This window comes from bacterium SCSIO 12696 (assembly GCA_024397955.1).
GTDB lineage: Bacteria > Pseudomonadota > Gammaproteobacteria > Pseudomonadales > Porticoccaceae > SCSIO-12696.
The window spans coordinates 1,492,496-1,506,511 of record CP073744.1 but is presented as its reverse complement, the minus strand read 5'-3'; the positions used below and the strand labels follow the sequence as shown (position 1 = coordinate 1,506,511).

The 14,016-nt window shown below is 50.7% G+C and carries 11 protein-coding genes; 6 read left to right on the top strand and 5 right to left on the bottom strand.

Going from position 1 to position 14,016, the window contains the following annotated elements; translation table 11 throughout:
* Positions 1-22: 22 nt before the first annotated feature.
* Positions 23-1,504, top strand: coding sequence for a Na+/H+ antiporter NhaC (gene nhaC, locus KFE80_06860; protein UTW44132.1), 1,482 nt, complete (start codon positions 23-25; stop codon positions 1,502-1,504).
* Here nhaC and KFE80_06855 read toward each other — a convergent pair.
* Positions 1,458-2,657 carry a hypothetical protein gene (locus KFE80_06855; GenBank protein ID UTW44131.1) on the bottom strand — a complete coding sequence of 400 codons (1,200 nt, stop codon included), beginning with the start codon at positions 2,655-2,657 and terminating at the stop codon, positions 1,458-1,460. The genes nhaC and KFE80_06855 overlap by 47 nt on opposite strands.
* A gap of 163 nt (positions 2,658-2,820) precedes the next feature.
* Positions 2,821-4,014, bottom strand: a complete 1,194-nt coding sequence (locus KFE80_06850) for a tetratricopeptide repeat protein (GenBank protein ID UTW44130.1) — start codon at positions 4,012-4,014, stop codon at positions 2,821-2,823.
* Between the two features lie 208 nt (positions 4,015-4,222).
* Here KFE80_06850 and KFE80_06845 point away from each other — a divergent pair, with 208 nt between their 5' ends.
* From KFE80_06845 to KFE80_06835, 3 genes are all read left to right on the top strand, one after another.
* The gene (locus KFE80_06845) at positions 4,223-4,834 is read left to right on the top strand and encodes an RNA polymerase sigma factor (GenBank protein ID UTW44129.1); all 612 of its coding nucleotides are present in this window, start codon (positions 4,223-4,225) and stop codon (positions 4,832-4,834) included.
* 2 nt (positions 4,835-4,836) lie between these two features.
* Positions 4,837-5,898: a FecR domain-containing protein gene (locus KFE80_06840; GenBank protein UTW44128.1), complete on the top strand. Its 1,062-nt coding sequence runs from the start codon at positions 4,837-4,839 to the stop codon at positions 5,896-5,898.
* A gap of 141 nt (positions 5,899-6,039) precedes the next feature.
* On the top strand, positions 6,040-8,898 hold the full coding sequence (locus KFE80_06835; GenBank protein UTW44127.1) for a TonB-dependent receptor: 2,859 nt from the start codon (positions 6,040-6,042) through the stop codon (positions 8,896-8,898).
* A gap of 118 nt (positions 8,899-9,016) precedes the next feature.
* Here the strand turns inward: KFE80_06835 and KFE80_06830 are convergent, their stop codons facing one another.
* Positions 9,017-10,198, bottom strand: coding sequence for an acyl-CoA dehydrogenase (locus tag KFE80_06830; GenBank protein UTW44126.1), 1,182 nt, complete (start codon positions 10,196-10,198; stop codon positions 9,017-9,019).
* Positions 10,199-10,325: 127 nt separating this feature from the next.
* On the opposite strand from KFE80_06830, the gene alr reads away from it, so the two are divergent.
* Complete coding sequence (gene alr / locus KFE80_06825; protein UTW44125.1) at positions 10,326-11,417, top strand: alanine racemase; 1,092 nt, start codon at positions 10,326-10,328, stop codon at positions 11,415-11,417.
* A gap of 3 nt (positions 11,418-11,420) precedes the next feature.
* Here alr and KFE80_06820 read toward each other — a convergent pair whose 3' ends face one another.
* Both KFE80_06820 and KFE80_06815 read right to left on the bottom strand, forming a co-directional pair.
* Complete coding sequence (locus tag KFE80_06820; protein ID UTW44124.1) at positions 11,421-11,810, bottom strand: hypothetical protein; 390 nt, start codon at positions 11,808-11,810, stop codon at positions 11,421-11,423.
* Entirely contained in the window at positions 11,807-12,157 is a 351-nt protein-coding gene (locus KFE80_06815) for a Rieske (2Fe-2S) protein (protein ID UTW44123.1), read from the bottom strand. Before KFE80_06815 ends, KFE80_06820 begins: the two co-directional genes overlap by 4 nt.
* A 94-nt stretch (positions 12,158-12,251) precedes the next feature.
* On the opposite strand from KFE80_06815, the gene KFE80_06810 reads away from it, so the two are divergent.
* Entirely contained in the window at positions 12,252-14,006 is a 1,755-nt protein-coding gene (locus KFE80_06810) for a bifunctional sulfate adenylyltransferase/adenylylsulfate kinase (protein UTW44122.1), read from the top strand.
* The last annotated feature ends 10 nt before the right edge of the window (positions 14,007-14,016 follow it).

Here is a 14,016-nt window from a genome sequence, read left to right as displayed (position 1 = left end):
AGAATAGTTTAAAAGGCAGTAAATGAAATCCGTTGATGAAAAATCTCCCAGCTTGCTGGATGTATTTGTTCCAGTCATTGTTTTAGTCGCTGGCCTCTCTGTATTAATCGCCAGTTTTAAAGACGATGCAGGTGGTTATACACAGCTGGCATTAATTCTCGCCGCGGTATCGGCTTGTTTAATTGGGTTGAAAAACGGTGTTCTCTGGGAACAGCTAGAGCAAGGCATGATTCGCTCGGTGACCTCCGGGCTCAAGGCAATTTTGGTGTTATTAATTGTTGGTGGCTTGGTGGGAAGCTGGATTTTAGCGGGCACGGTTCCGGCAATGATTTACTGGGGGACGCAGCTGTTATCACCACAGTGGTTTTTCCCCGCCAGTGCATTGGTTTGTGCAGTGGCGGGTTTGAGTATTGGCAGTTCCTGGACAGTAGTGGGTGCTCTTGGTGTCGGTTTGATGGGGGTGGCGTCAGTGATGGGGTTGTCACCCGCTATTACAGCCGGAGCGATTATTTCCGGTGCTTACCTGGGCGATAAGCTGTCCCCGTTGTCAGACACGACTAATTTGGCATCCGGCGTGACAGGTACAGATTTGTTTCGCCATATACGACACATGGGCTGGACAACGATACCAGCTTTTGTGGTTGCTCTTCTGGTATATGCCATTGTTGGTGGCGGCAGCGGTGAAGTGAGCAGTGATATTGTGTTGGTAAACCAGCTGATATCCGAGCAGTTTTACATTGGCTTTCCAGTATTTATCCCATTACTGCTTGTACTGACATTGGCTGTTTTGCGCAAACCGGTTTTGCCAGCATTGCTGGCGGGAATGATTGCCGGAGTAGTGGTTGCCTTGTTCTTTCAGCCGCAACAAGTGATGGCCCTTGGGGGGGATGACACCGCTGCAGGCTTGGTTAAAGGTGTGGCTATCGCCTTGCTTGACGGCTTTAGTATCGACAGTGGCAATAGCATGGTGGACTCACTGCTTTCTAAAGGTGGTATGGGGAATATGCTGTCGACGGTTTTTTTGATTGTGTGCGCACTTGCCTTTGGTGGTGTTTTTGAACGAGCAGGGTTACTCAAACGTGCAGTTGAAGGAATTTTAAAGGGCGTTAAAACAGTGGGCGGTTTAATCGGCGCCACACTGAGTACCTGTATTGGTGTCAATGTGGTTTGTGCTGATCAGTACATTTCCGTGGTTATGCCTTCCAGAATGTACAAGAACGTCTATCGTCAGCGAGGCTTACATGCGCTGAATTTATCTCGTGCTGTGGAAGATGCAGGCACCATTACATCGGTGCTGATACCCTGGAATACTTGCGCGCTTTATATGGCGGGTGTGTTGGGTGTTACTGCGTGGGGTTGGGGAAGCGGTTTGGGGGCATTTGCCTATGCGCCTTGGGCAATCCTCTGCTGGTTATGTCCAATCATCAGTGCCATTTATGGTTACCTTGGGTTTAAGGTTATTCCTGCCGATGAAGTGACTGAGGGTGAGCGGCAGGTTCCTTAATTGGCAGGTCAAATTCCACCATCCCAGGAACCACTTCACCGTCGATAACGGCTGTGCGAAAAACAACTTTTTGCAATGCCGTTTCGGCAGCAGAAGCCAGTTCGGGGCTCTGTGTGGCAGGGTCGCCAAGTATTTCCACTTTCTCGGCTTTGCCATTAACGGATACCTGAGCTTTGATCCGAGCCAATGGAGCATTGCCCGTTGCGCTTAAGTTACTTTCTAATAGGGGCACAGGCTGTCCTAGCCACGATGCCAGCAAATCTTCGTTGTTAGCCTGATGTAGGGTTTGCCAAGCATTTTTATAAACCTTGTGGGATACGTTAGTCAGTTGAAAACGCTGCAAGTAGTCTCCCAGTTCTATTTGCGCGCTGGCTATTTGGCCGGCGGTTGCGTTGTTGCTCTGATGGATTTTGATCATTCGGCGGTGAGCTGCCAGGCCGTCCTGAAAGACTTTTTCGGTCAACTGTTCATGCAGTGATGATTGACGTTGGCTGAAGAAAAAACGCAAATCATTGAGATAGTGAGCAGTGAGGTAGAAATTGCCCCGTGCAACTAATTCTAACGCATCAATCACTGCAATGTGCTCGGGAGAGTGGTGGTTGCTGAGCAGTTTTTCCGCACTGTTCGCCAAGCGCACTGCCATTTGTAAATGCGGCAGTGTGGTTGCAGAGCGCAAGTTGATATAACGATTTAAGTGCCATGAACTGCTGTTGAGCAACAACCCCAAGTCTTCAATAGACTCATTGCCATTCAGGGTGTGATTGTTTAAATCCAATAGGCGCTTACTGAGTAGTTCTATGTGCACTGATTCGCCACTGGCTTCGGTGGCGTCGATCAGCGAACGCAGGGCAGGTTCTTGCTGACGTGCGTAGGGGCCGTGATTCACCCTGCTGATTTGTAACGCTTGCGAAAGAGCGCTTATGGCCTCGCGATAGTTACCCTGCTTGGCTAGCTGTTCGCCTTGCTGTTGATAAAGTTCGACCAGGGAGCTATCGAAGGGGCCAAGCAACGCTGCTTGCTCTTCAATTTGTATTTCGTAGGAAGCTGTATTCGCTTCAGTGTGAAGCGAGCTTGATGGCGTTTGAGTCGACTCCTGTTCTGCAGCAATGGCGACACTGGCGGACAGAAATAGCGGGGTTAATAAATTCCTCATGGCTTTTACGCAGGTTATTGGTGCCTTCAACCATGCACTGCATTAACAGCAAAACTGTACAACTAATACCGTACATGATCGAAGGCCAGGTAATAGACTGTCTTAAGGAAAAATAATTGCGGCTGCCTGTGTAAAGATGGGTAAAGGGTTGCGGCAAGCTCCATTAATTAACAAAAAAATTCAGCTCAAAGTTTTTGCTGGTAACGGGTTCGCCCGCTTCCATACGGTTTCGGAAGCGAGCGTTACGCAACTGTCGTTCGGCTCTTTTGGCGACTTTGGGGTTGTCGGGCTCTGTCTTCACAACCACGATGTTGTTGGTGCGCCCATCCGGGGTGAGATCGGCAGTTACTTGTGCGAGTTGTGTTGCAGTGGTTGCATCAGGTTGATGAAAGGTCGGTAACAGTTGTGGTTTGTCAAATAGCTTTGCTCGCGTATCAATCTGATTTTGCTCTGTGAGTACTTGCCAGCTTTGGCGATAGAGAGCATGAGCCTGCTCTGGTTGAGTGTTGAACAACATCAGCCAATCCCCCTGTTCTGCAAGGTTGATAGCTTGTTGCAGCGAGTTGTTGTCATTTTGGTACAGCTTGTCGAGCCTTTGGTAAGCGCCCAATCCGCTGTTAATCGCCCACTGAATCTGCTCTTTTTGGTAAGTGCGAGCGAGCCTTGAGGTTTGTCTGCGCAAGTAATCGTTGTACGCCTGCTGATATTCGAAGCTGGACTCCCCGCGCAACCGCCCTCGAAAGCGAAAGCTGTTTCTTTCTACGTAGCTGCGGGGTGGTGTGGGAACATATTTTTGATAATGGCGAATTCGCCAGTAGCGGTTTTGAATTTCAGCCTGCAGCAGGGCTTCTCGAAAGCCCTGATCCGAGTTAAGGCGGTTGTTCTTTGCCTGTGACAGCAGCCGGTCCGCTTCGATCAAGTGGGTGATAGCCTCCTTAGTCACAGTCATAGAGTATTGTTGGCGGTGCCAGTTACTGGCTTCCAACAGCAAGGGTGGCAGTTTGTTGGCATCACTGCTGGGATTGACTTGTAAAAGGCTAATCAGGTCTTGGTAGTTGCTTGCCGTTGCTGACACATTCCCAGTGGCCCGATAGCTTTGGTTAAGCTCACGCAGCGCTGTCTCCTGGCTGAGGCTGGTAATGCCATCATTGACCCGGCGAATATGGAGTGCCCTTTTAAAGATATCAATGGCCTGCTGGTGCTCGCCAGCTGTCTGCAATGCCTCACCGAAGCTAAGGTGCAGTTCAGCCAAACCAGAGTCATAAGCCCCATAAAGCGCCTCCTGCTCATCTATGGCTTGCTGATACTGGTCGATGGCGGTTTCTGTGGCCGCTGTGCTGTACAGCCCAACGGTCATCAAAAAAATCGTTAATATCCCGCTATTCATTGGTTTCAAGAGATAACTCCATGGGCGCTTCGAGATAGTAACGGTATCGCGTAAAAATCGATGACGCAGTTGAGTTTTCCTTAAGGCCTGTTGGTATTGCGTGCCTGAGCATGAAATTGACCTGCACTTGGGTTTTTGGGAGACTCGGTAACACTCGGGTTTAATCGACGGTGCGTCAATGTCTGATCAGAACAAGATTACCAAAGAGTTTCTCAATTATCGCAAGGTGATTGCGGGCTTGCTGCGTAAAGTAACCTTTGCGCGTACACCAGAGGTTGAAGACATCTTGCAAGAAACCTACTTGCGCACCTATCAATCGGCGTTAAAGCAGGAAATCCGCTTTCCTAAAGCATTTATGGTAAAGACTGCGTTGCGTCTTGCCAATCAGCAGAAAAAAATAGACAGCCGTCTGGAAACAGGTGGCGCTATAGAGGATTTTCCTGAGTCGGAACTCTCTTTTCTTAACGGTGCCGATATAAAGGCGCGCAACCCCGAAGAACACTGCATCAGTCTGGAGCAATTTCAGCGCTTGTGCCGCGCTATTAATCAGCTTCCGCCAAGGTGTCGTAAAGCGTTTATCTTGAGGAAGATTTACGGCTACTCCCAGAAAGAAATAGCCAGTTATATGGGGCTCAGTGAAAGCACTGTGGAAAAACACATTGCCAAAGGCATTCAACACAGCGTTCGCTACATGGATGAAAGCTTGTCTACAGATTGCTCTGGCGATAAAAAAGTCGCTAAAACCAATGCCTCTGCACCGGGCGCTAGCAGAAAAGGTGTGAGTCGATAGTTATGAATAATACGGTGGTATTGCCTAACAGAGAACGGGTTCAGGAGCAGGCTGCACAATGGCTTGCTGCGATGGATCGCGGTTTGTCAGCACAGGAAAAGCACGAGTTGCGAGATTGGCTGTCAGCTTCTTCATTGCATGCAGAAACTCTGGTTCATTATGCATCAGCTTGGGATTTGATGGACATTCTCGCGCCTATCGCTGAGCTGTTGCCTCTCAGTGTGCCCCCTAAACCCAGTAAAAGGCGCAACCTGTTTCCAGCGCTGACAACGGCCATAGCCGCATCGCTGGTAACCGCTGCCCTGGTGTTGTTCGAGCCATGGTCTTCTACCTCTACTCCAGAGCTGCGGTTTAGTGCGGCCCATACAACGCAAGTGGGGGAACAGTCCGAGGTAGTACTTCCAGACCAAAGCCGACTTAAACTGAATACCGATACACGATTAAAAGTCACTTATACCGCTTCGGCTCGAAGCGTGGAATTACTGTCTGGTGAAGCTTACTTTGATGTGGCGAAGGACCCTCAACGGCCATTTGTAGTGGTTGCTGGTGGCAGGTCGGTTACCGCTGTTGGTACGGCGTTTAATGTTGAATTACGTGACCAAAGTGCTGTGGAAGTATTGGTCACTGAAGGAAAGGTGGCCATCAGCGATTCTGTAGAGGCTGAAGCTGCTGTACACAACGCCATAACCGGTCCAGCGGAAAAAAAGGAGTCGATCTACCTTACCGTTGGCCAAAAAGTTCAGTTGGATGTGGCGGGTCGCGGGCCTGTGACAACGATTGAAGAGTCGGATGTTGAAACATCCCTGGCCTGGCAGCAGGGCATGGTGGTGTTTCAGGGAGAAAGCCTGGAACAGGTACTGGCAGAGATCAGCCGCTACACGTCGGCGGATTTTGAAATTGTCGACAACACCATAAAGAATATTGAAGTGGGCGGTTTTTTCAAAGCCGGTGATACCGACCAATTATTGTTTGTGCTCAAGCACAATTTTGGTATTCACAGTCAGTTGTCTGGAAATACCTGGCTGCTGAGTCAAACCCCAACATCGAAAAGTGAGCGGAGGTAGGTGCAGCAAAAAAACTTTACTGGGAATGGCGGAAATTTCTTTTTAACTCCTCTATTAGGTTGAGCCTTGCATAAAAACGACGTTTTTTCTTTCGCTTTGCGGCGGCTTGTAGCTATTGTTTTGGGTTTTTGCACCATAACAATGGCGGTAGCTGCTCAAGTTAAAAGTGATCAAGAAGGGTACGTGTTTGATATCCCAAGGCTCAGAGCCGACAAGGCGCTGGTGCGATTTGCTCGCCAGGCAGATGTGACGTTTCTGTTTCCCGTGCGGGAGCTGAAAAAACTGAATGTTGGGCCTCTCAAAGGGCGCTACACAGTGAGTCAGGGTCTGACAATTTTACTGGCGGACACGGGGATCGTTTATCGGGCCGCGTCAGATAATGATAAACAGGAGGATAGAGAAGACATGAAAACACTGAATAAAAAACTGCTTCCCACGGTAATTTCCCTTTCTGTTGGCAGTACATTGGTATTGGCCACTGAAACCGCAGTCGCGCAATCTGAGCAAGAAAACGCTGTCGAAGAAGAAGTGGTGGTTGTTGGCTCCCGTTCGCCGGGGCGCAGTATTCAGAATTTGCCAGTACCCGTAGATGTGCTCAGTTCAGAAACACTGGAAGCGACTGGCCAAACCGAGGTAGGGCGTATGCTACAAGCAGTGGCGCCGTCCTTTAACTTTTCCAGTTCCAGTATTAGTGATGGTACTGATGCGCTACGGCCAGCTACATTACGGGGCCTGGGGCCTGACCAAACACTGGTATTGATTAACGGCAAGCGTCGCCACCAAGCTGCTCTGATTCATATTAATACTTCCGTTGGCCGCGGTACCGCAGGTACCGATATGAATGCGATTCCTGGCGCCTCCATTAAACGCATTGAGGTACTTCGCGATGGTGCGGCAGCGCAGTATGGTTCCGATGCCATTGCCGGGGTGATCAATATTGTTTTGGATGACGACCCAGAAGCTGGCCATGTCAGTATTTCTCAGGGGCAATACTCTGAAGGCGACGGTGATACCACGAATTTTAATTTAAGCCAGGGTTTTGCACTGGGAGACGGTGGCTACGCAGATTTCACCTTTAATTACCGCGACAGAGGTTTTACCAACCGGGCTGGATTGCACGGTTCTTGTCAGTTCCCAGGTTGTGTTGACACCGATGACGATGGCATTTTGGAGCCGGGAGACCCCCGCGAAGTAACGGCTCCTCGCCAGACATTCCGCATAGGCGATGCAGAGTCTGAACAAATTGCTTTTACTGCGAATGCGGCCTATGAGGTGGGTGCTGGTGAGGTATACGGTTTTGTTACTTACTCTCAACGGGAAAACGAGTCAGCAGCTTTCTTCCGACACAATGGCAATACTGGTGGTAATGCGCCACTGGCCGACGGTGATGCCACGATTCCAGAAGGCTTCTTGCCTAAAATCAATTCTGATATAGATGATCTTTCCTTCAACATTGGCTACCGCATGGAATTTGCCAATGAGGGCAAACTGGATATCTCTTACACCACTGGTGAAAACACCATTGACTATGTCACCAGCAACTCTCTGAATTCGTCGTTTGCGAATGCCCAGCGTTTTACCTCAGGCATGACTTCGGATGAGATTCGTGCATCGGTGCCTCGCGAAGCTCGAGCCTATGGTCTGGAGTTAAGTCTGGATACCTTTAATTTGGATTACAGCCGCCCATTTGGCGATTTGTTTGTGGCCTTTGGTGCCGAATTCCGCACCGATGATTACCGCATTATCGCTGGCGAAGAATATGCTTTCCGAGACTTCGATACAGAAAATGGCGTGAGCTTGTTTGCTGAAGACCGCAGTGGTGGCATTCAGGGGTTCCCGGGTATTGGTCCTCAGTCCGCTGTGGATGAAAGTCGCGATGTGGTTTCCCTTTACGCCGACTTTGAATACGAAGTTAACGAAGGGCTTACACTGAGCACCGCTGCTCGCTATGACGATTACGACGGCTTTGGCAGTACAGTGAACTTTAAGTTTGCTGGTAACCTCGCGGTGACCGATAACCTGCGTCTGCGGGGTGCTGTCAGTACGGGCTTCCGGGCACCGTCCATGCAACAGCTGTTTTTCAATAATGTCAGCACCCAGTTTGTTACTGATGTCAATGACTTGGACAACGACGGTAACGTCGACGAACTGATTGCCCAGGAAGTGGGTACCTTCCGTAACGACAGTGCTCTGGCTCAGGCCATTGGTATCCCTGCGCTGGAAGAGGAAGAGTCTGACAATTTCAGTTTGGGCTTTGTGGCCACTTTGGCCGACGGTATCAGCCTTACGGTGGACTACTACTCCATTGATATCGATAACCGGATTGTGATCAGTAACCGATTGGGAACTGGGCTTTCCTCCGCTCTTGATGATGCCTTGGTGCAGGCTGGTGCCGGTGCCGGGCAGTTCTTCTTGAACGGTGCTGACACAGAAACAGACGGTGTGGATATTGTGTCTACGTATTCAGATATCGAGTTAGGTGGTGGTGAGCTGGATTTAACATTGGCAGCCAACTTTACCGATACCGAAGTGGTTAATTTGTTCACCCCAGTGGGATCGGGCCTGGAAACTGTACCTGTGGATCAAGTGTTTAACGCCCAGGATATTTCTATTATTGAAGAGTGGCAGCCAGAAGATCGTATCAGCTTCAATGCACTTTGGACGCGCGACGCCTGGAGCGTCAATCTGGCCTTGAACCGCTATGGTGAGTACACGGTGACCGACGGTGGTCGTCAGACTTACGGAGCGGAAATTCTCACTGATCTGCGAGTGGCCTACGAGTTTGACAATGGCATGACCGTGAACTTCACCGGTAATAACATCTTTGATGTGACGCCCGATGAAAACCTGATCGGTAACTCCCGTACCGGTGCTATTGAAAACGGCCCTAACGGTGATCTGATTGTGGATAGTCGCGGTGTGTTCCAGTTCTCCCGCCGTTCAGCACCGTTTGGTTTCAATGGTGCTTTCTACTCGGTGGGCTTGTCTTACGACTTCTAAGTAACACGCTTTAAATTGCTGTAATAAAAATCCCGGTAGGTTTTCCTACCGGGATTTTTTCAGTTTAAGAGGTCTACTGAAAATATTGTAAGCCTGATTAAGGCTTACACAGCAAGCCCTAACAGAACGCCTGAATCCCCGTTTGTGCCCGCCCCAAAATCAGTGCGTGCACGTCGTGGGTGCCTTCGTAGGTATTGACTACTTCCAGATTCAACATATGGCGCATAATCGGGTACTCATCAGAGCAGCCATTGCCGCCGTGCATATCACGGGCCCAGCGGGCAATCTCCAGAGCTTTGCCGGCGTTGTTGCGCTTTAGCAGTGAAATTAATTCCGGTGCCAGCTTACCTTCGTCTTTAAGGCGGCCCGCTTGCAAACAGCCCTGCAAACCCAGACTGATTTCTGTTTGCATATCCGCCAGTTTTTTCTGGATCAACTGGTTGCCCGCCAATGGGCGATTGAATTGTTTGCGATCGAGAACGTATTCCCGCGCTGCGTGCCAGCAGGCTTCGGCAGCACCGAGGGCACCCCAGGAGATGCCGTAGCGAGCGCTGTTCAGGCAACCAAAGGGGCCGCGCAAGCCTTGTACACCGGGCAGCAGGTTGGCCTCCGGTACGAATACATCTTCCATTACAATTTCGCCAGTGACCGAGGCCCGCAGTGCCAGTTTGCCTTCGATCTTTGGTGCCGAAAGCCCTTTCATGCCTTTGTCGAGGATAAAGCCACGAATTACGTCGTCTTCGGTTTTGGCCCACACCACAAACACGTCGGCAAACGGCGAGTTGGTAATCCACATTTTGGCGCCGTTGAGCGTGTAACCACCATCGACTTTTTTGGCACGGCTCTTCATTCCGCCGGGGTCGGAGCCGTGGTCTGGCTCGGTGAGCCCAAAACAGCCTACCCATTCTCCGCTGGCCAGTTTGGGTAGGTATTTTTGCTTTTGCTCTTCGCTACCGTAGGTGTAGATGGGGTACATCACCAGGCTGGACTGCACACTCAACATGGAGCGATAACCGGAGTCTACTCGCTCAACCTCACGGGCTACCAAGCCGTAGCAAACGTAGTTGACGCCTGGGCAATCGTAGCCCTGAATGGTGGAACCCAGCAGGCCCATCTCACCCATTTCGTTAAAGATATTTCGATCTGTGTGTTCGTTGCGAAAGGCGTCGCGAACTCGGGGCGCCAGTTTTTCCTGGGCGTACTGGCGAGCGGCATCGCGCACCATTCGCTCTTCGTCAGTGAGTTGTTGTTCCAAAAGAAACGGATCTTGCCAGTCAAACTGGCCCCAGCTGTGTGGCATGGTGTTCTCCAAAAACTCGCCCTGTGAAATGTTGCGAATATCTCCAAAGTTTAACCCGCACAAGCCGCTAAGGGCAGAGTAAAATTAAGAGTACAATGGCACTTTCTCGTTAAAATTGATCGTCAATATGGCCAGATTTATCCAAGCAGATATCAGTCTCTCTGCGTTGCAACACAATTTTCAGTTGGTGAAAACACTGGCTGGAGCAGCCCGTGTGGTGGCTGTTATCAAGGCCAATGGTTACGGCCATGGTGCAGTAGAGGTGGCTCGTTCACTGCCGGAGGCGGATATTTTTGGCGTTGCCAGCATTGAAGAAGCACTGGAGCTGGTTGAGTCTGGTATTCGTCAGCCGGTGCTGCTGCTGGAAGGCTTTTTTGAGGCCAGTGAGTTACAAGAAATTGCCCACTTTGATTTTGAAGTGGTGATTCACAGTCGTGACCAACTGGATAAACTGTTGGCAGCCAGGTTGGAAAAGCCGGTAACCGTGTGGCTCAAACACGATAGCGGTATGCACCGTCTTGGCTTTACAGCGGAGCGCTTTCGTCTCGCTTACGATGATCTCGGTGATAGCTCCAACGTTGGTGCCATTCGCCTGATGTCTCATTTGGCCTGTGCCGATGAACTGGACAACCCGTTTACAGAACAACAACTGGATCGCTTTGATGAGGCCTCAGCGGATCTGCGAGGCGAGGTTAGCTTGGCCAATTCCTCCGGGCTGTTGGCTTGGCCACGCAGTCGCGGTCACTGGGTACGCCCCGGGTTGGTGCTCTATGGCTGTTCACCATTTTCGGTTCCTCACTCTATTGCCAACAAATTGCGACCGGTAATGACACTGCATTCCCGGGTGATGGCCATTCACCAGCTTGAGCCGGGTGAGGGGGTGGGCTATGGGCAGGCTTGGCGCGCTGAAAAGCCAACCCGTGTCGGCACTGTGGCTGTGGGTTACGGTGATGGCTACCCTCGTCAAGCGCCCAGCGGCACGCCTATTTTGGTAAATGGCCAGCGCTCCCAACTGCTGGGGCGGGTTTCAATGGATATGCTGTCGGTGGATTTAACTCATCTGCCCGACGCCAAAGTCGGCGACCCGGTGGTGTTGTGGGGCAACGGAGAAAATGGCGCTCATCTGAGTGCCAGCGAAGTGGCTAAGGCAGCTGGCACCATTCCCTGGGTGTTGCTGACCGGAATTACCAGCCGGGTGCCGTTGGTGTATCAGGGCTGAGCGTTACAGGCTTTCCAACTTGATGTGTATCGCAATCAATGTTTGATCGCCAATAACCTGCGCAGTATGCCCGTGCAACTGTTCATTAAAGCTTTCATTGTCATCTAATTTATCTTTGGCAATAAACACATCTCCCGCTGCAAAATCCCGATAGCTGCCATCCCGCAAGCCAATACGCAGTATTCCCCGGCGAATTAAAATCAGCGTTGGATCCCCCGCCACATGCCAGTTGCTAAAGTAACCTGGCTCACTGACCCGGTGGCGAAAATTCAAGGCATCGATTCTCGGCGAGATAATCAGCCCGTTGTAATCTTCCAGTGAAAGCGACTGTTCCGTGAACAGCGAAGGCCCGGAATTCGGGTTTTCCAAAACAGGGAGAGTGATGGTAGTCATTGGGGGTCGGTTGACTCTGGTAAATGAATAAATACGGCGCCATTTTTTATTTGGCAGGGAATGGTGGTTAAAGAATCACCGCTGCAGGGCCCGGCAACGCACAACCCTGTGTCCGGCTGAAAAATAGCGGCGTGAACAGCGCACTGAATAAATTGTTTGTCCACATCAAAGAACCGATCTGGCTGCCAGTTTAACGGCATGCCGGTATGGGGACAGCTGTTGCGGTAGACAAAAACCGCTTCTCCTTTACGCACCGCAAACAGGGCTTCGCCACTGGGGTAAAACTCCTTGCTGTCGCCGTCTTGGATATCTTCCAGTTGGCATAATTTTGTATCAAAATCGGACATACGAATCGGGATAATTTCGAAAAACCGGTAGAGTAGTCATTACTGGAATGATACTCCATTCAACCAGCGGTTAAACCAAAAGGATACAGATTGTATGGACGATGCACTGCCCAAAGCCCATGGCGGGGTACTGGTCGACTTATTGGTGAACCCCCAGCGGCGCCAGGAGCTATTGGCGCAATCCGTCGACTGGCCGGAGTGGTTTTTGGATGCTCATCAGCAATGTGATCTGGAGTTGCTACTCAATGGCGGCTTTTCTCCGTTGATGGGATTTATGGGCTCAGCGGACATTGAAAGTATTGGCAAAAATCTGCGTCTACCCTGTGGCACGGCATGGCCACTGCCGGTAATGCTGACCGTCGATAAGAAAGCCGCCCAGCAAGTAGAACGTTCCGGCCGCTTGGTATTGCGCGATCAAGAAGGCGTCGCACTTGCCGTTGTGCAGATATCGGAAGTCTGGCGCTGGGATAGACATAACTACGCGGCAAGATTTTTGGGTACTACCGATGAGTCACACCCTGGCGTACGCCACTGTTTCCAGGATATGCACGACTATGCAGTGGCGGGCCAGGTCGAGGGTATTCAGTTACCCCAACATCACGATTTTGTGCAATTGCGCCATACCCCAGCGCGGTTGCGGGAACAGTTTCATCGTATGGGTTGGTCAAACGTTGTTGCGTTTCAAACTCGCAATCCCATGCACCGGGTTCACTATGAAATCACTCGGCAGGCGGTTGACCAGAATGGGGCCAAATTATTGATTCATCCGGTTGTTGGGCCAACAGTTGTTGGTGATGTGGATGCCTACACTCGTGTGCGCTGCTACCGCGCGCTGATGCCCCGTTATTCTCAAGGTTCTCAATCTCAAAACTCTCGATCCCAACGCAGTGCCATGTTGTCTCTACTGCCTCTGGCAATGCGTATGGCTGGTCCGAGGGAAGCATTGCTGCATGCCATTGTTCGTAAAAATTACGGTTGTAGCCATTTGATTGTTGGCCGCGATCACGCATCACCGGGTAAAAACGCCAAGGGACAATCGTTTTATGAACCCTCTGAAGCGCAACATCTGCTTGAGCAGTGGCAGGCCGAATTGGGCATTACTCTGTGTGCGACTCCGCAAATCAGTTATGTGGAGCAGTGGGGTAGATACTGCTCCAGTGCGGACATTCCCAAGGGTGTTCAAACTCAACAGGTGTCCGGTTCTGAGTTGCGCCATCGTTTACAGCGCGGTGCTGAAGTGCCGGAATGGCTGAGCTTTCCAGAGGTGATGGATGTGTTAAAGAGACGCTATCCTGCTCGAGATAAAAGAGGCTTTTGTGTATTTCTGACTGGGCTTTCCGGCGCGGGCAAATCCACCATTGCCAATGTGCTCAGAGTAAAGTTTCTCGAAAACGACAATCGTCCGGTGACCTTACTGGACGGGGATATTGTGCGTAAGAACCTATCGTCGGAGTTGGGTTTTTCCAGAGAGCATCGTGACCTTAATATCCGCCGCATTGGTTTTGTGGCTTCCGAAATCGCTAAAAATGGCGGCATAGCCATCTGTGCGCCCATTGCGCCGTTTGATCGTATTCGTCGGGAAGTAAAAGAGAGTGTCGAAGCGCTAGGTGGCTTTGTGCTGGTGTATATGGCCACCCCGCTTGAAGAGTGTGAACGACGTGACCGCAAAGGTTTGTACGCCAAGGCGCGTTCGGGAACAATCAAAGAATTTACCGGCATTTCCGACCCCTACGAGGTGCCGGAGAATGCCGATGTGGTGATCGATACTACTAATATGGATGTTGAACCAGCTGCGCAACGGGTTCTACGTTTTTTGAAAAGCGAGGGATATATCGATTTTCATTACTGATACCTGTCAG

What these genes read in the sequence shown, in the direction of transcription:
- KFE80_06855 (UTW44131.1), bottom strand. Translation starts at nt 2,657, where the DNA reads ATGAGGAATTTATTAACCCCGCTATTTCTGTCCGCCAGTGTCGCCATT.
- alr (UTW44125.1), top strand. Translation starts at nt 10,326, where the DNA reads ATGGCCAGATTTATCCAAGCAGATATCAGTCTCTCTGCGTTGCAACAC.
- KFE80_06830 (UTW44126.1), bottom strand. Translation starts at nt 10,198, where the DNA reads ATGCCACACAGCTGGGGCCAGTTTGACTGGCAAGATCCGTTTCTTTTG.
- KFE80_06810 (UTW44122.1), top strand. Translation starts at nt 12,252, where the DNA reads ATGGACGATGCACTGCCCAAAGCCCATGGCGGGGTACTGGTCGACTTA.
- nhaC (UTW44132.1), top strand. Translation starts at nt 23, where the DNA reads ATGAAATCCGTTGATGAAAAATCTCCCAGCTTGCTGGATGTATTTGTT.
- KFE80_06835 (UTW44127.1), top strand. Translation starts at nt 6,040, where the DNA reads ATGGCGGTAGCTGCTCAAGTTAAAAGTGATCAAGAAGGGTACGTGTTT.
- KFE80_06850 (UTW44130.1), bottom strand. Translation starts at nt 4,014, where the DNA reads ATGACCGTTGGGCTGTACAGCACAGCGGCCACAGAAACCGCCATCGAC.
- KFE80_06845 (UTW44129.1), top strand. Translation starts at nt 4,223, where the DNA reads ATGTCTGATCAGAACAAGATTACCAAAGAGTTTCTCAATTATCGCAAG.
- KFE80_06820 (UTW44124.1), bottom strand. Translation starts at nt 11,810, where the DNA reads ATGACTACCATCACTCTCCCTGTTTTGGAAAACCCGAATTCCGGGCCT.
- KFE80_06840 (UTW44128.1), top strand. Translation starts at nt 4,837, where the DNA reads ATGAATAATACGGTGGTATTGCCTAACAGAGAACGGGTTCAGGAGCAG.
- KFE80_06815 (UTW44123.1), bottom strand. Translation starts at nt 12,157, where the DNA reads ATGTCCGATTTTGATACAAAATTATGCCAACTGGAAGATATCCAAGAC.